19 protein-coding genes are annotated in these 22,762 nt (G+C 64.3%); 16 read left to right on the forward strand and 3 right to left on the reverse strand.

Features of this window, described 5'->3' with window-relative positions; translation table 11 throughout:
* The first annotated feature begins 45 nt into the window (after nt 1-45).
* The 3 genes from carB (at nt 46) to HWX39_RS10220 (ending at nt 4,368) form a co-directional block, all read left to right on the forward strand.
* Complete coding sequence (gene carB / locus HWX39_RS10210) at nt 46-3,300, forward strand: carbamoyl-phosphate synthase large subunit (protein ID WP_175967560.1); 3,255 nt, start codon at nt 46-48, stop codon at nt 3,298-3,300.
* A gap of 118 nt (nt 3,301-3,418) precedes the next feature.
* Nucleotides 3,419-3,895 carry a transcription elongation factor GreA gene (gene greA, locus HWX39_RS10215; RefSeq protein ID WP_057927897.1) on the forward strand — a complete coding sequence of 159 codons (477 nt, stop codon included), beginning with the start codon at nt 3,419-3,421 and terminating at the stop codon, nt 3,893-3,895.
* 14 nt (nt 3,896-3,909) lie between these two features.
* Nucleotides 3,910-4,368, forward strand: coding sequence for a DUF4149 domain-containing protein (locus HWX39_RS10220; protein ID WP_046545365.1), 459 nt, complete (start codon nt 3,910-3,912; stop codon nt 4,366-4,368).
* 81 nt (nt 4,369-4,449) lie between these two features.
* Here the strand turns inward: HWX39_RS10220 and HWX39_RS10225 are convergent, their stop codons facing one another.
* Entirely contained in the window at nt 4,450-4,977 is a 528-nt protein-coding gene (locus HWX39_RS10225; RefSeq protein ID WP_175967562.1) for a YhbY family RNA-binding protein, read from the reverse strand.
* A 193-nt stretch (nt 4,978-5,170) separates the two neighbouring features.
* Here HWX39_RS10225 and HWX39_RS10230 point away from each other — a divergent pair, with 193 nt between their 5' ends.
* From HWX39_RS10230 to phoR, 11 genes are all read left to right on the forward strand, one after another.
* Nucleotides 5,171-5,833, forward strand: a complete 663-nt coding sequence (locus tag HWX39_RS10230; RefSeq protein ID WP_046545366.1) for an RlmE family RNA methyltransferase — start codon at nt 5,171-5,173, stop codon at nt 5,831-5,833.
* 166 nt (nt 5,834-5,999) lie between these two features.
* Complete coding sequence (gene ftsH, locus HWX39_RS10235) at nt 6,000-7,898, forward strand: ATP-dependent zinc metalloprotease FtsH (protein ID WP_175967564.1); 1,899 nt, start codon at nt 6,000-6,002, stop codon at nt 7,896-7,898.
* Between the two features lie 28 nt (nt 7,899-7,926).
* On the forward strand, nt 7,927-8,868 hold the full coding sequence (gene folP / locus HWX39_RS10240) for a dihydropteroate synthase (protein ID WP_175967566.1): 942 nt from the start codon (nt 7,927-7,929) through the stop codon (nt 8,866-8,868).
* Nucleotides 8,869-8,896: 28 nt separating this feature from the next.
* Nucleotides 8,897-10,252 (forward strand): phosphoglucosamine mutase, encoded by a 1,356-nt coding sequence (glmM, locus tag HWX39_RS10245; RefSeq protein ID WP_175967568.1) that lies wholly within the window; start codon nt 8,897-8,899, stop codon nt 10,250-10,252.
* A gap of 453 nt (nt 10,253-10,705) precedes the next feature.
* On the forward strand, nt 10,706-11,740 hold the full coding sequence (gene pstS, locus HWX39_RS10250) for a phosphate ABC transporter substrate-binding protein PstS (RefSeq protein WP_175967570.1): 1,035 nt from the start codon (nt 10,706-10,708) through the stop codon (nt 11,738-11,740).
* 94 nt (nt 11,741-11,834) lie between these two features.
* Nucleotides 11,835-12,821, forward strand: a complete 987-nt coding sequence (gene pstC / locus HWX39_RS10255) for a phosphate ABC transporter permease PstC (RefSeq protein WP_175967572.1) — start codon at nt 11,835-11,837, stop codon at nt 12,819-12,821.
* On the forward strand, nt 12,818-13,711 hold the full coding sequence (gene pstA / locus HWX39_RS10260; RefSeq protein WP_175967574.1) for a phosphate ABC transporter permease PstA: 894 nt from the start codon (nt 12,818-12,820) through the stop codon (nt 13,709-13,711). The genes pstC and pstA overlap by 4 nt, the downstream gene beginning before the upstream one ends.
* Before the next feature lie 15 nt (nt 13,712-13,726).
* Nucleotides 13,727-14,575, forward strand: a complete 849-nt coding sequence (gene pstB, locus HWX39_RS10265; RefSeq protein WP_039347653.1) for a phosphate ABC transporter ATP-binding protein PstB — start codon at nt 13,727-13,729, stop codon at nt 14,573-14,575.
* A gap of 18 nt (nt 14,576-14,593) precedes the next feature.
* Nucleotides 14,594-15,298, forward strand: coding sequence for a phosphate signaling complex protein PhoU (phoU, locus tag HWX39_RS10270; RefSeq protein ID WP_175958086.1), 705 nt, complete (start codon nt 14,594-14,596; stop codon nt 15,296-15,298).
* A 31-nt stretch (nt 15,299-15,329) separates the two neighbouring features.
* Nucleotides 15,330-16,031 carry a phosphate regulon transcriptional regulator PhoB gene (gene phoB / locus HWX39_RS10275; RefSeq protein WP_027787869.1) on the forward strand — a complete coding sequence of 234 codons (702 nt, stop codon included), beginning with the start codon at nt 15,330-15,332 and terminating at the stop codon, nt 16,029-16,031.
* A gap of 57 nt (nt 16,032-16,088) precedes the next feature.
* Nucleotides 16,089-17,408: a phosphate regulon sensor histidine kinase PhoR gene (gene phoR / locus HWX39_RS10280; protein ID WP_175967576.1), complete on the forward strand. Its 1,320-nt coding sequence runs from the start codon at nt 16,089-16,091 to the stop codon at nt 17,406-17,408.
* A 126-nt stretch (nt 17,409-17,534) separates the two neighbouring features.
* Here the strand turns inward: phoR and ppk1 are convergent, their stop codons facing one another.
* Nucleotides 17,535-19,598, reverse strand: coding sequence for a polyphosphate kinase 1 (gene ppk1 / locus HWX39_RS10285; RefSeq protein WP_175967578.1), 2,064 nt, complete (start codon nt 19,596-19,598; stop codon nt 17,535-17,537).
* Between the two features lie 277 nt (nt 19,599-19,875).
* On the opposite strand from ppk1, the gene ppx reads away from it, so the two are divergent.
* Nucleotides 19,876-21,390, forward strand: coding sequence for an exopolyphosphatase (gene ppx, locus HWX39_RS10290; RefSeq protein ID WP_175967580.1), 1,515 nt, complete (start codon nt 19,876-19,878; stop codon nt 21,388-21,390).
* An 88-nt stretch (nt 21,391-21,478) separates the two neighbouring features.
* Here the strand turns inward: ppx and HWX39_RS10295 are convergent, their stop codons facing one another.
* On the reverse strand, nt 21,479-21,913 hold the full coding sequence (locus HWX39_RS10295) for a hypothetical protein (protein ID WP_175967581.1): 435 nt from the start codon (nt 21,911-21,913) through the stop codon (nt 21,479-21,481).
* A 300-nt stretch (nt 21,914-22,213) separates the two neighbouring features.
* On the opposite strand from HWX39_RS10295, the gene HWX39_RS10300 reads away from it, so the two are divergent.
* Nucleotides 22,214-22,450, forward strand: a complete 237-nt coding sequence (locus tag HWX39_RS10300; RefSeq protein ID WP_175967583.1) for a hypothetical protein — start codon at nt 22,214-22,216, stop codon at nt 22,448-22,450.
* The last annotated feature ends 312 nt before the right edge of the window (nt 22,451-22,762 follow it).

Below are 22,762 nucleotides of genomic sequence, written 5' to 3' on the forward strand. Positions count from 1 at the left end.
AGCCGGCCGACCCACGACAACGATTACTTATTGAATTCACAAGCCATGCCAAAACGCACAGACATCAAGAGCATCCTCATCATCGGCGCCGGCCCGATCATCATCGGCCAGGCGTGCGAGTTCGACTATTCGGGCGCGCAGGCTTGCAAGGCGTTGCGTGAGGAGGGCTACAAGGTCATTCTCGTCAACAGCAACCCGGCGACGATCATGACCGACCCGAACACGGCCGACGTGACCTACATCGAGCCGATCACGTGGGAAGTTGTCGCGCGCATCATCGAGAAGGAGCGCCCGGACGCGATCCTGCCGACGATGGGCGGCCAGACCGCGCTGAACTGCGCGCTCGACCTGCACCACCACGGCGTGCTCGAGAAGTTCGGCGTCGAGCTGATCGGCGCGTCGCCGGAAGCGATCGACAAGGCGGAAGACCGCCAGAAGTTCAAGGAAGCGATGACCAAGATCGGTCTCGGTTCCGCGAAGTCGGGCATCGCGCACTCGATGGAAGAGGCGACCAAGGTGCACGCCGAGATCATGGCGGAGACGGGCGGCAGCGGCTACCCGGTCGTGATCCGTCCGTCGTTCACACTCGGCGGCTCGGGCGGCGGTATCGCCTACAACCGCGAAGAGTTCGAGGAAATCTGCAAGCGCGGCCTGGATCTTTCGCCCACGCGCGAGCTGCTGATCGAAGAGTCGCTGCTCGGCTGGAAGGAATACGAGATGGAAGTCGTGCGCGACCGCGCCGACAACTGCATCATCGTCTGCTCGATCGAAAACCTCGACCCGATGGGCGTGCACACCGGCGACTCGATCACGGTCGCGCCGGCGCAGACGCTCACCGACAAGGAATACCAGATCCTGCGTAACGCGTCGCTCGCGGTGCTGCGCGAGATCGGCGTCGACACGGGCGGCTCGAACGTGCAGTTCTCGATCAACCCGAAGGACGGCCGCATGGTCGTCATCGAGATGAACCCGCGCGTGTCGCGTTCGTCGGCGCTCGCATCGAAGGCAACGGGCTTCCCGATCGCGAAGGTCGCGGCGAAGCTGGCGGTCGGCTACACGCTCGACGAGCTGAAGAACGAAATCACCGGCGGCCAGACCCCGGCGTCGTTCGAGCCGACGATCGACTACGTCGTCACGAAGATCCCGCGCTTCGCGTTCGAGAAATTCCGTGAAGCCGATTCGCGCCTGACGACGCAGATGAAGTCGGTCGGCGAAGTGATGGCGATCGGCCGCACGTTCCAGGAGTCGTTCCAGAAGGCGCTGCGCGGCCTCGAAGTCGGTGTCGACGGTCTCGACGAGAAGTCGACCAACCGCGACGAGATCGCGATCGAGATCCACGAGCCGGGCCCGGACCGCATCTGGTACGTCGGCGATGCATTCCGCATCGGCATGACGGCCCAGGAAATCTTCGCGGAAACCGCGATCGACCCGTGGTTCCTCGAGCAGATCGAGCAGATCATCCTGAAGGAAAAGGCGCTCGGCGGCCGCACGCTCGCGTCGCTGTCGTTCGACGAACTGCGCTACCTGAAGCAGAGCGGCTTCTCCGACCGCCGCCTCGCGAAGCTGCTCGGCGCGACGCCGGAAGATGTCCGCAAGCGCCGCGTCGAACTCAACGTGCGCCCGGTCTACAAGCGCGTCGACACTTGCGCGGCCGAATTCGCGACGAAAACCGCGTACATGTACTCGACCTATGAGGAAGAGTGCGAGGCGCAGCCGACCACCAACAAGAAGATCATGGTGCTGGGCGGCGGCCCGAACCGGATCGGCCAGGGCATCGAGTTCGACTACTGCTGCGTGCATGCGGCGCTCGCGATGCGCGAGGACGGCTACGAAACGATCATGGTCAACTGCAACCCGGAAACGGTGTCGACCGACTATGACACGTCCGACCGCCTGTACTTCGAGCCGCTGACGCTCGAGGACGTCCTCGAGATCGTCGACAAGGAAAAGCCGGTCGGCGTGATCGTCCAGTACGGCGGCCAGACGCCGCTGAAGCTTGCGCTCGACCTCGAGGCGCACGGTGTGCCGATCGTCGGCACGTCGCCGGACATGATCGACGCGGCCGAAGACCGCGAACGCTTCCAGAAGCTGCTGCAGGACCTCGGCCTGCGCCAGCCGCCGAACCGCACCGCGCGCGCGGAAGACGAAGCACTCAAGCTCGCCGAGGAAATCGGCTACCCGCTGGTCGTGCGCCCGTCGTACGTGCTGGGCGGCCGCGCGATGGAAATCGTCCACGAGCCGCGCGACCTCGAGCGCTACATGCGCGAGGCCGTGAAGGTGTCGAACGATTCGCCGGTGCTGCTCGACCGCTTCCTGAACGACGCGATCGAGTGCGACGTCGACTGCATCTGCGACGGCGAAGCCGTGTTCATCGGCGGCGTGATGGAGCACATCGAGCAGGCGGGCGTCCACTCGGGCGACTCGGCATGCTCGCTGCCGCCGTACTCGCTGTCGAAGGAAACCGTCGCCGAGCTGAAGCGCCAGACGGGCGCGATGGCGAAGGCGCTGAACGTGGTCGGCCTGATGAACGTGCAGTTCGCGATCCAGCAGGTGCCGCAGGCGGACGGTTCGAAGCAGGACATCATCTACGTGCTGGAAGTGAACCCGCGCGCATCGCGCACGGTGCCGTACGTGTCGAAGGCGACCAGCCTGCCGCTCGCGAAGATCGCGGCGCGCGCGATGGTCGGCCAGAAGCTCGCGCAGCAGGGCGTGACGAAGGAAGTCGAGCCGCCGTACTTCAGCGTGAAGGAAGCGGTGTTCCCGTTCGTCAAGTTCCCGACCGTCGATCCGGTCCTCGGGCCTGAAATGCGTTCGACCGGCGAAGTGATGGGCGTCGGCCAGACGTTCGGCGAAGCGCTGTTCAAGTCGCAGCTCGCGGCCGGCTCGCGCCTGCCGGAGTCGGGCACGGTGCTGCTGACCGTGATGGACGCCGACAAGCCGAAGGCCGTCGAAGTCGCGCGCATGCTGCACGACCTCGGCTACCCGATCGTCGCGACCAAGGGCACGGCTGCCGCGATCGAAGCGGCCGGCGTGCCGGTGAAGGTCGTCAACAAGGTGAAGGACGGCCGTCCGCACATCGTCGACATGATCAAGAACGGCGAGATCGCACTCGTGTTTACGACGGTCGATGAAACGCGCCAGGCGATCGCCGATTCGCGTTCGATCCGCATGAGCGCGCAGGCGCACAAGGTCACGTACTACACGACGATGTCGGGCGCGCGCGCGGCGGTTGAAGGCTTGCGCTACCTGAAGGATCTGGAAGTCTATGATTTACAAGGTCTTCACGCTCGCCTAAACTAAGCGGTCAGTTTCCTGTCGAAGCAATACGTGCCGCGGTTAAGCGGTGTTTCCGGTTCATCGGAAACGCGCTTAATCGCGGTGATTTTTTTTAAAGCCGTTTTTAGCGATTGAGCCGTTTATGAGCACCATTCCGTTGACAAAGCGTGGCGCAGAACTCCTGCGCGATGAATTGCAGCGCCTCAAGTCCGTCGAGCGGCCGGCCGTGATCAACGCGATCGCGGAGGCCCGCGCACAGGGCGACCTGTCCGAAAACGCCGAATACGATGCCGCGAAGGAAAAGCAGGGCTTCATCGAGGGTCGTATCGCGGAACTCGAATCGAAGCTGTCGGCCGCGCAGGTCATCGATCCCACCGTGCTCGATGCCGAAGGCCGTGTGGTTTTCGCATCGACCGTCGAACTCGAGGATCTCGAGTCGGGCGACACCGTCAAGTACCAGATCGTCGGCGACGACGAAGCCGATATCGATCACGGCCTGATCTCGGTCAGCTCGCCGATCGCGCGCGCGCTGATCGGCAAGTCCGAAGGCGACGTCGCTGCCGTGCAGGCGCCGAGCGGCGTGCGCGAGTACGAAATCATCTCGGTCAGCTACATCTGAAGCGGGGCGACGTGATGCCGCATCGCGTGTTCCGTCTGCTGTCGGCCGTGTGGGTCGGCAGCCTGCTGACGATCGGGTATGCGGTCGCGCCCGTGCTGTTCAAGACGCTGGAGCGGATGACGGCCGGTTCGGTCGCCGCCCAGCTGTTCCGTATCGAGGCGATCCTCGGTGTCGTGTGCGGCGTGCTGTTGCTCGCGTTGTCGAACCAGCAGGTGCGTCGCGGCAGCAGCGACTATCGTCGCGTGCGCTGGATCGTCGCCGCGATGGTCGTGTGCGTGCTGGTCGGGTATTTCGCGCTGCAACCGTTCATGAACGCGCTGCGGGTGGCTGCGATGGACGCGGGCACCGATATCGCGAACTCGCCGTATGCGAGCCGTTTCGGGATGCTGCACGGTGTCTCGAGCGTGTTCTATCTCGTCGAGAGCGTGCTGGGGCTGATGCTGATCTGGCGTTTGCCGGCGCGCGACGCCTGAGGCGTGTGCCGCGCCGGCCCGGTCGATGCCGGGCCGGCGGGCAGGGTAGAGCGGTACGGCGCAGCCGTGCCGCCCCGGTGCTCACTTGTCCTGGAACGGACGCTTGGTGCTGGCCTGGCGCTTCTTGGCGCGCTTCACGTTGCCGCCTGCCGTCACGCGCTCGTTGCCGCGCACGACGACCTTCGTCGGCTTCGGACGACGCACCGGGCTCGCGTTCGGCGACACCTTGACGACCTTGACGGTGCGCGGTGCACGGCCTTTCTTGTCGTCGACGGCTTCAGCCGCGCTCGGAACGGTGCCGGCACGACGGCCGCGGGCCGGGGCCGCTGCGGCGGCTTCGGGCTTCCAGATCACCAGCAGCTTGCCGATGTGCTGGATCGGCGCCGCGCTCAGGCGATCGCAGATCTCGTCGTAGATCGCGATGCGCTCGTCGCGCTCGTCGCCGAACACGCGGATCTTGATCAGTTGGTGCGCGTCGAGGTGCACCTTGATTTCCTTCAGCACGGCGTCGGTCAGCCCTTCGGCGCCGATCAGCACGACGGGCTTGAGCGCATGGGCCTGGGAGCGCAGCGCGGAGCGCTCGGCGGGAGAAAGCGAAAGGGCGGGCATGGAAATGTCGAAATCTAAATAAGGGCGCGCTGACTGGAAAGCACTCGCGGGAAGTTACCGCGTCAGCCGTGCGCCGAAACCACGTAAAATCGCGGCTTGGGCCTGAAAAGGGGCCGCAGCCGCGCGAAGAAGACGCGTATTATCCGCTAAAAGCGCGGCTTCACGAAGCAATTGGCAGCAATCTCTCTCTCGAATGGCAAAAAACCGCTTCAACCAGCACTGGCTGCACGACCACATCAACGACCCCTACGTCAAAATGGCGCAGCGGGAGGGCTATCGCGCGCGCGCCGCGTACAAGCTGAAGGAAATCGACGAGCAGGACAAGCTGATCCGTCCGGGTCAGGTGATCGTCGACCTCGGCGCGACGCCGGGCAGCTGGAGCCAGTATGCCCGCAACAAGCTCGCGCAGGGCAAGAAGCGTGACGCGGAGCGCGAAGGCGGCATCGACGGCACGATCGTTGCGCTCGACATCCTGCCGATGGAGCCGATCGCCGACGTCCACTTCCTCCAGGGTGACTTCCGCGAGGATGAGGTGCTCCACCAGCTCGAGGAAGTGCTCGAAGGGCGCGCGGTGGACCTTGTTATTTCCGACATGGCCCCCAACCTCTCCGGCGTGGCCTCGGCGGACGCGGCGCGCATCGAGCATCTCTGCGATCTGGCGCTCGAATTCGCGCAGAATCATCTGAAGCCGGACGGTGCGCTGCTCGTGAAATGCTTTCACGGCAGCGGCTACAGCCAGATCGTCGAGAAGTTCAAACAGCAGTTTAAGACCGTCGCGCCGCGCAAGCCGAAGGCGTCCCGCGACAAATCGTCCGAAACGTTCATTTTGGGTCGGCATCTGAAACGTCCGCGCTGATGCGCGACGGGGTGCCGCAAACGGGCTCCGGCCCTTGCCAGACAAGCGAAGCGCTATCGCGGCGGTTGTCAATGCTTATGGCGAGGGTGGTCGGACTGGATTAGAATGACCGAGGGGCGCCGCAAGGAAAATGTAGGCGCTCGTCTACGAGTGAAGGAGTGGTGCTTTGAACAACAATATGTTTTCGAAGGCAGCGGTGTGGCTAGTGATCGCACTGGTGCTGTTTACGGTGTTCAAGCAGTTCGACAAGCCCCGCGTCCAGGAAGGCGTGTCCTATTCGCAGTTCATGGACGACGCCAAGAACGGCAAGGTCAAGAACGTCATCGTTCAGGGGCGCAACCTCACCGTCACTCCGGCTGATGGCCAGAAATACCAGATCGTGTCGCCCGGCGACATCTGGATGGTTGGCGATCTGATGAAGTACGGCGTGCAGGTCAGCGGCAAGGCCGATGACGAGCCGAACGCGCTGATGTCCGCGCTGTACTACCTCGGGCCGACGATCCTGATCATCGTGTTCTGGTTCTACATGATGAGGCAGATGCAGGGGGGCGGCAAAGGCGGTGCCTTTTCGTTCGGCAAGTCGCGAGCGCGGCTGATCGACGAGAACAACAACGCAGTGAACTTCTCCGATGTCGCGGGCTGTGACGAAGCGAAGGAAGAAGTGTCCGAGCTCGTCGACTTCCTGCGCGATCCGCAGAAATTCCAGAAGCTGGGCGGTCGCATTCCGCGCGGCGTGCTCCTCGTCGGGCCGCCGGGTACCGGTAAGACGCTGCTCGCTCGCGCGATCGCGGGTGAAGCGAAGGTGCCGTTCTTCAGCATCTCGGGCTCGGACTTCGTCGAAATGTTCGTCGGCGTCGGCGCGGCCCGTGTGCGCGACATGTTCGAGCAGGCGAAGAAGCATGCGCCGTGCATCGTGTTCATCGACGAAATCGACGCGGTGGGTCGTCATCGCGGCGCCGGCATGGGCGGCGGCAACGACGAACGCGAACAGACGCTGAACCAGATGCTGGTCGAGATGGACGGCTTCGAGGCGAACTCGGGTGTGATCGTGATCGCTGCGACCAACCGTTCCGACGTGCTCGACAAGGCGCTGCTGCGTCCGGGCCGTTTCGACCGCCAGGTCTACGTCGGTCTGCCGGATATCCGCGGCCGCGAGCAGATCATGCGTGTGCACCTGCGCAAGGTACCGATCGCGAACGACGTCGATGCGGCAGTCATTGCACGCGGCACGCCGGGCTTCTCGGGCGCCGATCTCGCGAACCTCGTGAACGAGGCCGCACTGTTCGCGGCACGCCGCGGCAAGCGCATCGTCGAGATGCAGGACTTCGAGGACGCGAAGGACAAGATCTTCATGGGTCCGGAGCGCAAGTCGGCCGTGATCCGCGAGGAAGCGAAGCGCGCAACCGCTTACCACGAGTCGGGCCACGCGGTGGTCGCGAAGCTGCTGCCGAAGGCCGATCCCGTGCACAAGGTCACGATCATCCCGCGCGGCCGTGCGCTGGGTGTCACGTGGCAGTTGCCGGAGCATGACAACGAAACGTACTCGAAGGACTACCTGCTGGATCGCCTCGCGATCCTGTTCGGTGGCCGGGTGGCGGAAGAGCTGTTCATGAATCTCGTCAGCACCGGCGCATCGGACGACTTCAACAAGGCAACGCAGACGGCGCGCGCGATGGTCGCCCGCTTCGGCATGACCGATGCGCTCGGACCGATGGTCTACGTCGACGACGAGAACGATGCATCGCCGTTCGGCCGTGGCTTCACGCGCACGATCTCGGAAGCGACGCAGCAGAAGGTCGACGCGGAAATCCGCCGCGTGCTGGACGATCAGTACAACCTCGCGCGGCGCCTGCTCGAAGAGAACCGCGACAAGGTCGAAGCGATGACTGCCGCGCTGATGGAGTGGGAGACGATCGACGCCGATCAGATCAACGACATCATGGATGGCCGTCCGCCGCGCTCCCCGAAGAGCTCGCCGGCTGTCGGCGGCGATTCGTCGGGTGGTGGCAGCAGCGCCGAGGTGAAGCCCGGCACTGCGCCGGCGCCTGCTACGCCGGCGGCATAGTCTCCGCTTTAGTGCCTTTCACGGGCTGGTGTGGCTTCACACCGGCCCGTTTTGCATTCATTCACGCCAGTTGCTTGTGTCCGACTCCGCTGTTTTTCCATTCATTCCCGCGCCACTCCAATGCGGCCGCTTCGAACTGACGTTCGAACGCCCGCTCGTGATGGGCATCCTCAACGCCACGCCAGATTCGTTCTCCGACGGCGGCCGCTTCCTCGCGCGCGATGATGCGCTGCGCCAGGCGGAGCGGATGATTGCCGAAGGCGTGGACCTCCTCGATATCGGTGGCGAATCGACGCGCCCCGGCGCGCCGCCCGTGCCACTCGACGAGGAACTCGCGCGCGTGATCCCGCTCGTCGAAGCGCTGCGGCCGCTGAACGTGCCGCTGTCGATCGATACCTACAAGCCGGCCGTGATGCGTGCGGCGCTGGCCGCAGGCGCCGACCTGATCAACGACATCTGGGGGTTCCGCCAGCCGGGCGCGATCGACGCGGTGCGAGACGGCAACTGCGGGCTGTGTGCGATGCACATGCTCGGCGAGCCGCAGACGATGCAGGTCGGCGAGCCCGACTACGGCGACGTCGTGACCGACGTGCGCGAGTTTCTCGCCACGCGCGCGCAGGTGTTGCGCGATGCGGGCGTTGCGCCGGAGCGGATCTGCGTGGATCCCGGCTTCGGATTCGGCAAGGCGGTTGTCGACGACAACTATGCGCTCTTGGCCGCGTTGCCGGACACGGCGCCCGCACGGCCCGATGGGCGCGCGTATCCGATACTCGCGGGCATGTCGCGCAAGTCGATGCTCGGCGCGGTGATCGGCGGCAAGCCGCCGATGGAGCGCGTCGCGGCGAGCGTTGCGGCTGCATTGTGCGCGGTCGAGCGCGGGGCGGCGATCGTGCGCGTGCACGACGTTGCGGCGACGGTCGATGCGCTGAAAATCTGGAATGCCGTGCGCGAAGCCGCGCGGCAACGATAAGTCAGAAGACGAAGGAGGAAGATTCGCTATGGGACGTCGATATTTCGGCACGGACGGCATTCGCGGCACGGTGGGCGACGCGCCCATCACGCCGGATTTCGTGTTGCGTCTCGGCTACGCGGCCGGCAAGGTACTGGCCAGTTCGGCCGACGTCGCGGCGGGCTCGCGTCCGACCGTGCTGATCGGCAAGGACACGCGCGTGTCGGGCTACATGCTCGAGGCCGCGCTCGAGGCCGGATTCTCGGCGGCGGGCGTCGACGTGATGCTGGCCGGCCCGATGCCGACGCCGGGCGTCGCTTACCTGACGCGCGCGCTGCGCCTGTCGGCGGGCGTCGTGATCAGCGCATCGCACAACCCGTATCACGACAACGGGATCAAGTTTTTCTCGGCCGACGGCAACAAGCTGCCGGACGACACCGAAGCCGCGATCGAAGCGTGGCTCGACAAGCCGCTCGAATGCGCATCGTCCGACGGTCTCGGCAAGGCGCGCCGCCTCGACGATGCGGCCGGCCGCTACATCGAGTTCTGCAAGAGCACGTTCCCGGCCGCGTTCAACCTCCGCGGGCTGAAGCTCGTGATCGACTGTGCGCACGGTGCGGCGTACCAGATCGCGCCGCACGTGTTCCACGAACTCGGCGCGGACGTGATCCCGATCGGCGTCGCGCCGAACGGCTTCAACATCAACGACGGTGTCGGTGCGACCGCGCCCGACGCGCTGGTGCGCGCGGTGCGTGCGAACCACGCCGATCTCGGCATCGCGCTCGACGGCGATGCGGACCGGCTGCAGGTCGTCGACGCGACCGGTCGCCTTTACAACGGCGACGAGTTGCTCTACGTGCTCGTGAAGGACCGGATCGCGACCGACGGCAAGGTCGAAGGCGCGGTCGGCACGCTGATGACGAACCTCGCGGTCGAAGTCGCGCTGCAGCGCGAGGGTGTGAAATTCGTCCGGGCGGCGGTCGGCGATCGCTACGTGCTCGAACAGTTGCGCGAGCACGGCTGGCAGCTCGGCGCGGAAGGCTCGGGCCACATCCTGTCGCTCGATCGCCATTCGACCGGCGACGGCATCGTGTCGGCTCTGCTCGTGCTCGCCGCGCTGAAGCGCAGCGGCCGGACCCTTGCGCAGATGCTCGACGGCGTCACGCTGTTCCCGCAGAAGCTGATCAACGTGAGGATGAAGCCGGGCGCCGACTGGAAGGGCAGCACGTCGATCCGCGCCGCGATCGTCGCAGCCGAGGCCGCGCTCGCCGGCAGCGGCCGCGTGCTGATCCGGGCATCGGGCACGGAGCCCGTGCTGCGCGTGATGGTCGAGGCACAGCAGGCGGCCGACGCGGTCCGCCACGCGGAGACGATCGCCGACGCAGTGCGCGCAGCGACGACCTGATGCGCGGGCCCGGCGCGGGGGCGGTCAAACGCCTGCGCGTCGGCGCGCCGTGAACCCGCATGCGGCGCCTTCGGGGCGCCGCGATTTCATCAGACGCAAAGGTTTGCGATACCGATGAGAAGGGCGCGTCATCCACCGTATTCCACAGTTGAAAAATCGTCTGCCCCCTGATGGTGGACCCGCCCCGAGCGGGGGCTTTCCGTGACGCTGGCACTGCGCTACGATCCGCTCGCACTCAGGTGAAACGGGTAGTCTCCCGTCCCCTCCAGGCAGGCAATTCTTGCCGCCACCGCCGTTCCGGCACAGCCCGGGCGCCGCGCGCACCGCCCCCGATACTCCCTTTCAACCAGTCATGTTACTGTCACGCCAGTTTCATCGATTGTCACATTACCGTCATGAGGAGCCCCTAACCTTCGCGGTGCCGTAGTCATCCGCTCACACACTGGAGGTCTCATGAAATTGATGCAAACCGCGATTGCCGGCCTGGCTGGCGCGCTTTTCGCCGTCGCCGCTCACGCTGCCGACATCACGGGCGCAGGCAGCACGTTCGCGATGCCGATCTATACGAAATGGGCTGCTGACTACCAGCAGACCGGCGGCGCGAAGGTCAACTACCAAGGTATCGGTTCGTCGGGCGGCCTGAAGCAGATCGTCGCGAAGACGGTCGATTTTGCCGGTTCGGACGCTCCGCTGAAGGATGACGAGCTCGCGAAGGAAGGCCTGTTCCAGTTCCCGACGGTGGTCGGCGGCGTGGTGCCGGTCGTCAACGTGCCGGGCGTGAAGGCCGGTGAACTGACGCTGTCGGGCCCGGTGCTCGGCGACATCTACCTCGGCAAGATCAAGAAGTGGAACGACCCGGCAATCGCCGCGCTGAACCCGAAGGTCAAGCTGCCGGACACGGACATCGCCGTGGTTCGCCGTGCTGACGGCTCGGGCACGAGCTTCATCTGGACGAACTACCTGTCGAAGGTCAACGACGAGTGGAAGTCGAAGGTCGGCGAAGGCACGACGGTCAACTGGCCGACGGGCACGGGCGGCAAGGGCAACGACGGCGTCGCAGCCTTCGTGCAGCGCCTGCCGGGCGCAGTCGGCTACGTCGAATGGGCGTACGCGAAGAAGAACAATATGGTCTACACGGCCCTGAAGAACTCGACGGGCACCGTGGTCGAGCCGAAGACGGAAACGTTCAAGGCCGCTGCTGCCGGCGCGAACTGGTCGAAGTCGTTCTACCAGATCCTGACGAACCAGCCGGGCAAGGAAGCATGGCCGGTCGTCGGCGCGACGTTCGTGCTGCTGCACGCGAAGCAGGACAAGCCGGAGCAGGGCGCGGAAACGCTGAAGTTCTTCAGCTGGGCGTTCAAGAACGGCGAGAAGGCTGCCGACAGCCTCGACTACATCTCGCTGCCGCCGGCAGTCGAAGCGGAAATCCGCAAGCAGTGGAAGGTGAAGGTGACGGACGCCTCGGGCAAGTCGGTCGCCGCCGAGTAAGCATTGCAGCGGTTCGCTGCCCGGCCGTGCCGGCCGGGCAGTGTGTGCGGTAAAGCCGGGCGTTACGGCGTCCGGCAATCAAAAGCAGGCACCCATGTCTGATATTTCCTATACGTCCTCACGGTCCGCCGACGTTGCGCAGCAACGCGCGCCGAGCCGCCTCGGGGATGTCGTATTCGGCGGCCTTGCACGGCTTGCTGCCATCGTGACCCTGCTGCTGCTCGGCGGGATCATCGTTTCCCTGATCATTGCGTCGCTGCCGACCATCCAGAAGTTCGGCCTCGGCTTCCTGTGGCAATCCGAGTGGGATCCCAACTCGGACATCTACGGCGCGCTCGTGCCGATCTACGGCACGATCGTGACATCGATCATCGCGCTCGTCATCGCCGTGCCGGTCAGCTTCGGCATCGCGCTGTTCCTCACCGAGCTGTCGCCCGTGTGGCTGCGCCGCCCGCTCGGTATCGCGATCGAGCTGCTCGCCGCGATTCCGTCGATCGTGTACGGCATGTGGGGGCTGCTCGTGTTCGCGCCGATCTTCGCGGAATATTTCCAGAAGCCGCTCGGCCGCCTGTTCAAGGACGTGTGGGTGCTCGGGCCGCTGACGTCCGGCCCGCCGATCGGCATCGGCATCCTGGCAGCCGGCGTGATCCTCGCGATCATGATCATCCCGTACATCGCATCGGTGATGCGTGACGTGTTCGAGGTCACGCCCGTGCTGCTAAAGGAATCGGCGTACGGGATCGGCTGCACGACCTGGGAAGTGATGTGGAAGGTCGTGCTGCCCTATACGAAGACCGGCGTGATCGGCGGCGTGATGCTCGGCCTCGGCCGCGCGCTCGGCGAGACGATGGCCGTGACCTTCGTGATCGGCAACACGAACCTGCTCGACAGCGTGTCGCTGTTCGCACCGGGCAACAGCATCACGTCGGCGCTGGCAAACGAATTCGCGGAAGCGCAACCGGGCCTGCATACGTCCGCGCTGATGGAACTGGGCCTGATCCTGTTCGTGATCACGTTCATCGTGCTGTCCATCTCCAAACTGCTGCTGCTTCGTCTCGAGAAGGGAGAGGGCAAGAAATGAGCGAGCCCATCATGAATTTCCCGGGGCCGGACGGCGCCGTGCTCGACGCGATGCGCAATCGCCTGCAGCGCAAGCGCAAGGCCATCAACGCGATCGCGCTGGCCGCATCGCTCGGTGCGATGGCCTTCGGCCTGCTGTGGCTCGTGTGGATTCTCTACACGACGGTGCATCTCGGCATCAGCGGCCTGTCGCTGCAACTGTTCACCGAATCGACGCCGGCACCGAACACGGAAGGCGGCGGTCTCGCGAACGCGATCGTCGGTAGCTTGCTGCTGTGCGGTTTCGGCACGCTGGTCGGCACGCCGATCGGCATTCTCGCGGGCGTTTATCTTGCCGAATACGGCCAGAAGAACCTGCTGGCGGGCACGATCCGCTTCATCAACGACATCCTGCTGTCCGCGCCGTCGATCGTCATCGGCCTGTTCGTGTACGCGATCGTCGTCGCGAAGTCGGGGCGCTTCTCGGGCTGGGCCGGCGTGATCGCGCTTGCCCTGCTGCAGATTCCGATCGTGATCCGCACAACCGAGAACATGCTGAAGCTCGTGCCGAACGCGCTGCGCGAAGCGGCTTTCGCGCTCGGCACGCCGAAGTGGCGCATGGTGATGAAGATCACGCTGCGCGCATCGGTCGGCGGGATCGTGACGGGCGTGCTGCTCGCCGTCGCGCGGATCGCCGGCGAAACGGCGCCGCTGCTGTTCACCGCGTTGTCGAACCAGTTCTTCTCGTGGGACATGAGCCAGCCGATGGCGAACCTGCCCGTCACGATCTACAAGTTCGCGATGAGCCCGTTCGCGGAATGGCAGTCGCTCGCATGGGCGGGCGTGTTCCTGATTACGCTCGGGGTGCTCGGACTCAACATCCTGGCGCGCTCGATCTTCTCGAAAAAGTAACGGCGGAGCAATCCGATGAATATGGCAGAAAGCCACCTGAATCCTGTCGAGCGCACTGCAGCGCCGGCCGGCACGCAAGAAGCGGCGCACGGCCGTCCGCTCGAGCCGCTGAACGCGAAGATCGAGGTCAACAACCTCAACTTCTTCTACAACAAGTTCCATGCGCTGAAGAACATCAACCTGAGCATTCCCGAAGGGAAGGTGACGGCGTTCATCGGCCCGTCGGGCTGCGGCAAGTCGACGCTGCTGCGCACGTTCAACAAGATGTTCGCGCTTTATCCGGAGCAGCGTGCCGAAGGCGAAATCCTGATGGACGGCGAGAACCTGCTGACGACGAAGCGCGACATCTCGCTGCTGCGCGCGCGTATCGGCATGGTGTTCCAGAAGCCGACCCCGTTCCCGATGTCGATCTACGACAACATCGCGTTCGGCGTGAAGATGTTCGAAAAGCTCACGCGCTCGGAAATGGACGACCGCGTCGAGTGGGCGCTCACGAAGGCCGCGCTGTGGAACGAAGTGAAGGACAAGCTGAACCAGAGCGGCTACGGCCTCTCGGGCGGCCAGCAGCAGCGTCTGTGCATCGCGCGCGGCATCGCGATCCGTCCGGAAGTGCTGCTGCTCGACGAACCGTGCTCGGCGCTCGACCCGATCTCGACGGGCCGCATCGAAGAGCTGATCGCGGAGCTGAAGAGCGACTACACGGTCGTGATCGTCACGCACAACATGCAGCAGGCCGCACGCTGCTCGGATTTCACGGCCTACATGTACCTGGGCGAGCTGATCGAATTCGGTGAGACCGAAAAGATCTTCATCAAGCCGGTGCGCAAGGAAACGGAAGACTACATCACCGGCCGCTTCGGCTGATGACGGAGAACAACAGCCATGTCGGATAAACATCTGTCGAGCCAGTTCGACGCGGACCTGAATGCCGTGTCGTCGAAAGTGCTGGAAATGGGCGGGCTCGTCGAGTCGCAGATCGTCGGCGCGATGCACGCGCTGAACGAATTCGATCGCGATGCGGCCGAGAAGGTCATCACCGCCGAGGAAACGCTGAACGCGATGGAAGTCGACATCGACCAGGAGTGCGGCAACATCATCGCGCGGAGGCAGCCTGCCGCGCGTGACCTGCGCCTTTTGATGTCGATTTCGAAAACGATTACGAACCTCGAGCGCGCTGGCGACGAGGCCGAGAAGATCGCGAAGCGCGTGCGCCGCCTGGTCGACGAGCCGGCCGCGCGCGCGGTCAACATCGCCGAGATCAAGGTGTCGGGCGAGATGGCCGTGACGATCCTGCGCCGCGCGCTCGACGCGTTTGCGCGTCTCGATACGGTGGCCGCCGCGCAGATCGTCAAGGACGACAAGGAGATCGACCAGGAATTCCGTGCGTTCGTGCGCAAGCTCGTGTCGTACATGCAGGAAGATCCGCGCACGATCTCGGTCGGCCTCGAGTACCTGTTCATCGCGAAGGCGATCGAACGGATCGGCGATCATGCGAAGAACATCGCCGAATTCATCATCTATATCGTGAAGGGCACGGACGTGCGGCACCAGCCGCGCGACACGCTCGATCGCGAAGCCAACAGTTAATCGACTCCGTACAGGAAGAAAAGAGGTGCCGATGCCCAGCAACATTCTCGTCGTTGAAGATGAGCCCGCGATTTCCGAACTGATCTCGGTGAATCTCCAGCACGCCGGTCATTGCCCGATTCGTGCGTACAACGCCGAACAGGCGCAGAACCTGATCAGCGACGTGCTGCCCGATCTCGTGCTGCTCGACTGGATGCTGCCGGGCAAGTCCGGTATCGCGTTCGCGCGCGACCTGCGCAACAACGAACGGACCAAGCACATCCCGATCATCATGCTGACTGCGCGCGGTGACGAGCAGGACAAGGTGCTCGGCCTCGAAATCGGCGCGGACGACTACGTGACGAAGCCGTTCTCGCCGAAGGAGCTGATGGCGCGGATCAAGGCCGTGCTGCGCCGCCGCGCGCCGCAGCTGACCGAGGACGTCGTGTCGATCAACGGGCTGCGCCTCGATCCGGCCACGCATCGGGTCGCCGCGCATGCGGAAGGCAGCGAGATCAAGCTCGATCTCGGCCCGACCGAGTTCCGCCTGCTGCATTTCTTCATGACGCATCCGGAGCGCGTGCATAGCCGCACGCAACTGCTCGACCAGGTGTGGGGCGACCATGTATTCGTCGAGGAGCGCACCGTCGACGTCCACATCAAACGATTGCGCGCGGCCTTGAAACCGGCCGGCTGCGATGCGATGATCGAGACCGTGCGCGGCAGCGGCTACCGGCTCGCCAAGCACGCGTAACGTATTCACGCATGCCGTGTGCCGCGGCATGCCGTTCATTCTTTCGGGCGCTGAATCATGAACATCATCTGGGCGCGCTTTCTGGTGTCGCTCGTGCTGCTCGTGCTGATCGGCGTATTGGTCGGCGTCTTCACGGGCCCGACCGCGGGCCTCGTGTTCGTGGTCGTGATGCTGGTCGCGCAGGGCTTTTTCAGTACCTTTCATACGCAGCGTCTGTGGCGGCTGCTCGATGCACCGGTCTACGGCGAAGTGCCGAGCGCGCCGGGCATCTGGGGTGAAATCTACTATCGTCTGCACAAGCTCGCGAAGCAGTGGCATGCACAGGTGCGTCAGGTCGAGCAGCAGCACTCGCGCTTCATCCAGGCGATCCAGGCGTCGCCGAACGGCGTCGCGATGCTCGACGACCACGACCAGATCGAGTGGTGCAATGCGATTGCCGAGGTCCACTTCGGCCTCGACGCGAAGCGCGATCTGCGCCAGCACATCACCAATCTGGTTCGCCATCCCGAGTTCGTACGCTATCTGAACGCGCAGCATTACGACGAAACACTTGTGATGCGCGGCATGGGCGAGTCGCGGCAGAACGTGCTGGAAGTGCAGGTGTTTCCGTACGGCGAGAACCGCAAGCTGCTGCTCACGCAGGACATCACCGAGCTCGAGCGGACCGACGCGATGCGGCGCGACTTCGTCGCGAACGTGTCGCACGAACTGAAGACGCCGCTCACCGTGCTGTCGGGTTTCCTCGAGACGATGCGCGAGCTGCCGCTGAACGAGGAAGACCGCGCGCGCTATCTCGACATGATGGAGCAGCAGGCCTCGCGGATGCGCCACATCGTGACCGACCTGCTGGTGCTCGCGAAGCTGGAAGGCGAGAGCAAGCCGCCGGTCGATCGTGCGATCGACATGCGTGCCGTGTTCGACCATCTGAAGGAGGACGCGCAGACGCTGTCGAACGGGCATCACGACATCACGTTCTTGATCGACGAGACGCTCGGTGTCACCGGCGCGCAAACGGAGCTGTTCAGCGCGTTTGCGAATCTCGTCACCAACGCGATCCGCTATACGCCGGAAGGCGGCAAGATCGTCGTGACGTGGCGGCGCGAAGGCGCGCAGGGCGTGTTTTCGGTCACGGACAGCGGCTTCGGCATCCCGGCCGCCGACCTGCCGCGGCTCACCGAACGCTTCTATCGCGTCGATCGCAGCCGTTCGCGCGACACGGGCGGCACGGGGCTCGGCCTTGCGATCGTCAAGCACGTGCTGCAGCGGCACGACGCGCACCTGTATGTGCAAAGCGAGGAAGGGCGTGGCAGCACGTTCACCGCGCGGTTCCCGGGCTCGCGCATCATCGCGATCCGGCCGGCTGCATACGAGGCATGATCGCGTCACCGCATCCGTCGCTCGTTCGGCGAGCGGCGGCATGCCGGATCCGCAACAAAAAAGCGCAGCCCGCGGGCTGCGCTTTTTATGGGTAGCGCGGAGCGCGATTCGCGCCGCGCCGCCGGTTCAAGAACAGAACTTCGCGAGCAGCCCGAGTTGCGCGTTGCGGATCGTCTTGCCGGCGCGACGGCGACGGTAGTGGCCGTCGCTGTGCATCTGCCACGCCGACTGGTTGTCGCCGAGGCATACCGACAGGCCTTCGGCGATCACGCGCCGCTTGAGCTTGCGATCGCGGATCGGGAACGCGACTTCGACGCGGCGGAACAGGTTGCGGTCCATCCAGTCGGCGCTCGACAGATAGACGTCTTCGGCACCGTTCGCGTGGAAATAGTAGATCCGGTGATGCTCGAGGAAGCGGCCGACGATCGAGCGCACGGTGATGTTTTCCGACAACCCCGGCACGCCGGGTTTCAGCGCGCAGACACCGCGCACGATCAGGTCGACCTTGACGCCGGCCTGCGACGCTTCGTACAGCGCGGCGATCACCGTCGGCTCCAGCAACGCATTCATCTTCGCGACGACGCGTGCACGCTTGCCGGCGCGCGCATTGTCGATCTCCGCGCGGATCGCGTCGACGATGCGCGGATGCAGCGTGAACGGCGATTGCCACAGCTCGTGCAGCGTGAGTTCGCCGCCGATGCCGGTCAGTTGCTGGAACACGTGATGGACGTCCTCGCAGATCTTCTGGTCGGCCGTCATCAGCCCGAAGTCGGTGTAGAGGCGTGCCGTGCGCGGGTGGTAGTTGCCGGTGCCGAGGTGCACGTAGCGGCGCAGCGACGCCTTGCCGGCCTGCACGACCCGTCGCACGATCAGCATCATCTTCGCGTGGCACTTGTGGCCGACCACGCCGTACACGACATGCGCGCCGACGGCTTCGAGCTGCGACGCCCAGTTGATGTTGGTTTCCTCGTCGAAGCGTGCGAGCAGCTCGACGACGACGGTCACCTCCTTGCCGTTGCGCGCGGCTTCCATCAGCGCGTCCATCAGCGGCGAATCGGTGCCGGTGCGGTAAATCGTCTGCTTGATCGCGACGACGCTCGGATCCTTCGCGGCCTGCTGCAGCAGTTCGAGCACCGGCTGGAAGCTCTCGTACGGGTGGTGCAGCAGGATGTCGCCGTTGTCGATCGCGTCGAACATCGTCGGCGCGTTCGTGATCACTGCCGGGGTCGACGCGGTGAACGGCGTGAACTTCAGGTCAGGACGGTCGACGAGATCGGGAATCTGCATCAGCCGCACGAGGTTCACCGATCCGGCCACGCGATAGCAGTCCTTCTCGCCGAGTTCGCTTTCCTCGAGCAGGCGTCGCACGATGTGCGCCGGCGTGTCGGCCGACACCTCGAGGCGCACGGCATTGCCGAGGTGGCGCGCGGGCAGTTCGCCCTGCAGCGCGACGCGCAGGTTCGTGATTTCGTCCTCGTCGACGAACAGCTCGCTGTTGCGCGTGATGCGGAACTGGTTGCAGCTCTTCACGACGAGTTGCGGGAAGAGTTCGCCGACAAAGCGCTGCATGAACGAGCTCAGCAGCACGAAGCCGTGCTCGAAGCCAGACAGCGCGTGCGGCATGCGCACGACGCGCGGCAGCGCACGCGGGGCCTGCACGATGCCCATCACGGCCTGGCGGCCGAATGCGTCGCGGCCTTCGAGCTCAACGACGAAATTCAGGCTCTTGTTCAGCACGCGCGGGAACGGGTGGGCGGGATCGAGGCCGATCGGCGTCAGCACGGGCAACAACTCGTCGAGGAAGTAGTTTCGCGCCCATTCGAGCTGCTCGTCGTTCCACGTGTCGCTCGCATGGAAGTAGATGCCTTCCTGTTCGAGCGCGGGCAGCACGGTTTCGTGCAGCATCGTGTACTGTCGATGGACGAGCCGTTGTGCGCGTTCGACGACGAGGTCGTAAGCATGCTGTAACGACATGCCGTCGGGCGTCAGTGCACCGGGGTTGTCGCGGATCTGCTCCTGCAGCCCGGCCATCCGGACCTCGAAGAATTCGTCGAGGTTGCTGCTGGTGATGCAGATGAAGCGGAGGCGCTCGAGCAACGGGACTTGAGGGTCGGCTGCCTGAGCCAGCACGCGCTCGTTGAAACCGAGGATGCCGAGTTCACGATTGAGAAGCGGATAACGGACGGACATCGGCAGAGTAGGGGGTGATTCGGGCGATGATTCGAAAGGACGCTCGGAAACTCTCACGGTGCGATGACGTGCTGATGACAATAATGTATTTATATCGGGAAATTCTACGCTGTAACCGTTTCGTCTCATAAATGTTTCGGCTATATGCAATCGAGCAGCATGCATGCCCGTGAAGCGTGGCAATGGCAAGCGTTCCACGCTTAAAATGTCGCCTTTGATTGATCGCCCAGGGTGGCCGACCGGCCGCCTCGGGCGCACGCGCACGGAGCCCCATTCGATGGTTACAACCCCCCACTTGCTGGCTGCCGTGGATCTCGGCTCGAACAGCTTCAGGCTGATCGTCGGGCGTGTCGAGGAAACGCCGGCGGGCAGCCAGATCTATCCCGTCGATGCATTGCGCGAGCCCGTCCGGCTGGCCGCGGGCCTGTCGAGCGACAAGATGCTCGATCGCGCGTCGCAGGAGCGTGGCTGGGAGGCGCTCAAGCGGTTCGGCGAGCGCCTGCGCGATTTCCACCCCGATCATGTGCGCGCGGTGGCCACCAACACGCTGCGCGTCGCGAAGAACGCAGCCGAATTTCTCGGCGAGGCCGAAGCGGCACTCGGTTTCCCGATCGAAGTGATTGCCGGCCGCGAAGAAGCGCGGCTGATCTATGCGGGCGCCGCGCACTCGGTGCCGGCAAGCGCCGGCAAGCGGCTCGTCGTCGACATCGGCGGCGGTTCCACCGAATTCATCATCGGCTCGCACTACACGCCGATCGTGATGGAGAGCCTCTATATCGGCTGCGTGAGCCACAGCCGCACCTTTTTCCCGGCCGGCAACGTCGACGAATACACGATGCGGCAGGCCGAACTCGCGGCCAAGCGCGAGATCCAGATCATTTCAAGCGAGTACAAGAAGGCCGGCTGGGACCAGGCGATCGGCTCGTCGGGCACCGCGCGTGCGCTTGCGGAACTCGTGGAGGCAAACGGCTTCAACGATCCGGGCATCACGCACGGTATTTCGCGCGGCGGCCTCGAGCGGCTGAAGCGTGCGCTGATCAAGTCGGAGAACGTCAACCGGCTGAAGCTGATCGCGCTGAAGCCCGATCGCGTGCCGGTGCTCGCGGGCGGCCTCGCGATCATGCTCGCGGTGTTCGAGGAACTCGGTGTCGACTACGTCGATACGACCGACGGCGCGCTGCGCCTCGGTGTGCTGTACGACCTGCTCGGCCGGACGCAGCACGAGGACATGCGCGCGGTGACCGTCGAGGGCTTCACGCGCCGCTACGGTGTCGATCGTGCGCAGGCCGAGCGGATCGGCGCGCTGGCGGGGCGCTTCTACGACGAACTCGAAGAGGCCGACGAAGAAGCGCGCGAGGAAGGGCGAATGTTCCTCGGCTGGGCGGCCGCGTTGCACGAGATCGGTTTGTCGATCTCGCACAGCGCTTATCACAAGCATTCGGCTTATATCGCGAGCAACGCGGACATGCCGGGTTTTTCGCGCACCGACCAGGCGCGCCTCGCCGCGCTCGTGCTCGGTCACGCGGGCAAGCTCGGCAAGCTGTCGCAGGCGCGCGACGTCGAGTGGCCGCTGCTGTTCTGCCTGCGGCTCGCGGCGCTGCTGTGCCGGCGCCGGACCGATGCGGGGCTGCCGGACATTTCCGTCTCGCAGATGAAGAAAGGCGGGTACGAAGTGCGCCTGCCGAGCGCATGGGTCGAGCAGAACCCGCTCACCGACTACAGCCTCAGCCAGGAGGCGGCGGAGTGGGAGAAGGTCGGCATTCCGTATCGCGTGGTGTATACCGGCGCGTAAAAGGTCGAAAGCGGGGCTGGGAGGGGCTGGCAGCAGGGTGGTCTGGCCCGCCCCCTCATGAATACCGCATGATCGTCCCGACGGCTGCTCAGTCCGACGAGCAGACGATCGCGGTCAGGAACGGAAACGCCTGCTTGACGGTCGCGTCGCTGCCGGCCTTGCGCACGGCTTCCTCCACCGCACTTTTCGTGCCGCGCACCACGACGCCATAGGCCCAGTCGCCGATCGGCGTGCCGTCGCCCGCGCGGAAGATCGGGTCGTTCGCCTGGTATCCGAGTACGACATAGACGCCGAAGCCGTATGCCGTCAACGCGTGGTTCGTGCGGAATGCATTGACCGAGTTCGATTCGACGTGCATCGGCTCCGACTGGATGTCGCCGGCGGCAAGCAGCGGCGCGACGAACTTGTGGCCGGTCGAGTGGCAGTCGAGTGCGTCGTCGAGCGCCTTGGCCGACGCGGTGCCGGCAGTCGCGAGCGCGAGCAGCGATGCGCAGAGGGCGGTGTTCAGAATGTTGTTTTTCATGCGCGGAGGCGGGTTGTTCATACGTATTATCGCGTGTTCGCAGAAATGTCGCGTGCGGGGGGCGGGCGCGTATCCGTGATTGCGTGGGCGCGAACTGCTTTACAGCTTTCGTCATCGCGGCAGGCTTCACGTCGGCCGGCGCTGCGTTGTGCTGCTCGTCAGGGGATGCGGTGCGGGGCCATGCCATTTTGCAGCGCATCAGTGCGGCTCTTATCGGTGGTGGTCATATGGCGGTCCTCATGGCGTCGGAAGGTCGTATTGCATTCGTGCTAGGCTCCGATTCACATTGCGGAGTTTGTCATGCAGCGAACTATCCAGTACCGCGGCTTTGAAATTGATGTCCAACTGACCTCATCTGCTCCGGACATGTACGACGTCACGTTCCAGATAAAGGGTCACGACAATCTCGGTATCCTGGGTGCGCGTGGACATCGGATACAGCTTCGAAACGGCCCATTTACTCGACGCTGGGCATACCTCGTGGCCGAGATTGCAGGACAGGCGGCGATTGACGTTTTGCTTGGTCCCGCCGAGTGATATGTGTCCTTGCCCGTCAATTCGAGAGTCAGGCCCTTTGCTTGGCTAAGGCTCTCGGCCGGCGCGCCGTTATCTGCTGCGGACAGTCGTCGTGTCTCGATTGCTGTTCCGTTTTCTTGTCTGGCCGCGTTCCGCGTGAGCGGGCTATTTTCGTTTTTGGTGGTATGCGGTGTGCTCGATGGGTCATCCCATGATGTAACGACTGTTTCTCAATTGATTTCGATCTTGAGGCAGCCAATAATTTAAAATCAAAATATCGTGTCGGATGATGCTTATGCTTGTATTGATGCGGCAGGATTTTTGGGGTGATAA

Origin of the sequence: Burkholderia sp. BCC0322 (assembly GCF_902833045.1) — a bacterium.
Lineage (GTDB): Bacteria > Pseudomonadota > Gammaproteobacteria > Burkholderiales > Burkholderiaceae > Burkholderia.

What these genes read in the sequence shown, in the direction of transcription:
- HWX39_RS10220 (WP_046545365.1), top strand. Translation starts at nt 3,910, where the DNA reads ATGCCGCATCGCGTGTTCCGTCTGCTGTCGGCCGTGTGGGTCGGCAGC.
- HWX39_RS10300 (WP_175967583.1), top strand. Translation starts at nt 22,214, where the DNA reads ATGCAGCGAACTATCCAGTACCGCGGCTTTGAAATTGATGTCCAACTG.
- pstS (WP_175967570.1), top strand. Translation starts at nt 10,706, where the DNA reads ATGAAATTGATGCAAACCGCGATTGCCGGCCTGGCTGGCGCGCTTTTC.
- glmM (WP_175967568.1), top strand. Translation starts at nt 8,897, where the DNA reads ATGGGACGTCGATATTTCGGCACGGACGGCATTCGCGGCACGGTGGGC.
- phoR (WP_175967576.1), top strand. Translation starts at nt 16,089, where the DNA reads ATGAACATCATCTGGGCGCGCTTTCTGGTGTCGCTCGTGCTGCTCGTG.
- phoU (WP_175958086.1), top strand. Translation starts at nt 14,594, where the DNA reads ATGTCGGATAAACATCTGTCGAGCCAGTTCGACGCGGACCTGAATGCC.
- pstB (WP_039347653.1), top strand. Translation starts at nt 13,727, where the DNA reads ATGAATATGGCAGAAAGCCACCTGAATCCTGTCGAGCGCACTGCAGCG.
- HWX39_RS10295 (WP_175967581.1), bottom strand. Translation starts at nt 21,913, where the DNA reads ATGAAAAACAACATTCTGAACACCGCCCTCTGCGCATCGCTGCTCGCG.
- HWX39_RS10230 (WP_046545366.1), top strand. Translation starts at nt 5,171, where the DNA reads ATGGCAAAAAACCGCTTCAACCAGCACTGGCTGCACGACCACATCAAC.
- phoB (WP_027787869.1), top strand. Translation starts at nt 15,330, where the DNA reads ATGCCCAGCAACATTCTCGTCGTTGAAGATGAGCCCGCGATTTCCGAA.
- ppx (WP_175967580.1), top strand. Translation starts at nt 19,876, where the DNA reads ATGGTTACAACCCCCCACTTGCTGGCTGCCGTGGATCTCGGCTCGAAC.
- pstA (WP_175967574.1), top strand. Translation starts at nt 12,818, where the DNA reads ATGAGCGAGCCCATCATGAATTTCCCGGGGCCGGACGGCGCCGTGCTC.
- pstC (WP_175967572.1), top strand. Translation starts at nt 11,835, where the DNA reads ATGTCTGATATTTCCTATACGTCCTCACGGTCCGCCGACGTTGCGCAG.
- greA (WP_057927897.1), top strand. Translation starts at nt 3,419, where the DNA reads ATGAGCACCATTCCGTTGACAAAGCGTGGCGCAGAACTCCTGCGCGAT.
- carB (WP_175967560.1), top strand. Translation starts at nt 46, where the DNA reads ATGCCAAAACGCACAGACATCAAGAGCATCCTCATCATCGGCGCCGGC.
- ppk1 (WP_175967578.1), bottom strand. Translation starts at nt 19,598, where the DNA reads ATGTCCGTCCGTTATCCGCTTCTCAATCGTGAACTCGGCATCCTCGGT.
- HWX39_RS10225 (WP_175967562.1), bottom strand. Translation starts at nt 4,977, where the DNA reads ATGCCCGCCCTTTCGCTTTCTCCCGCCGAGCGCTCCGCGCTGCGCTCC.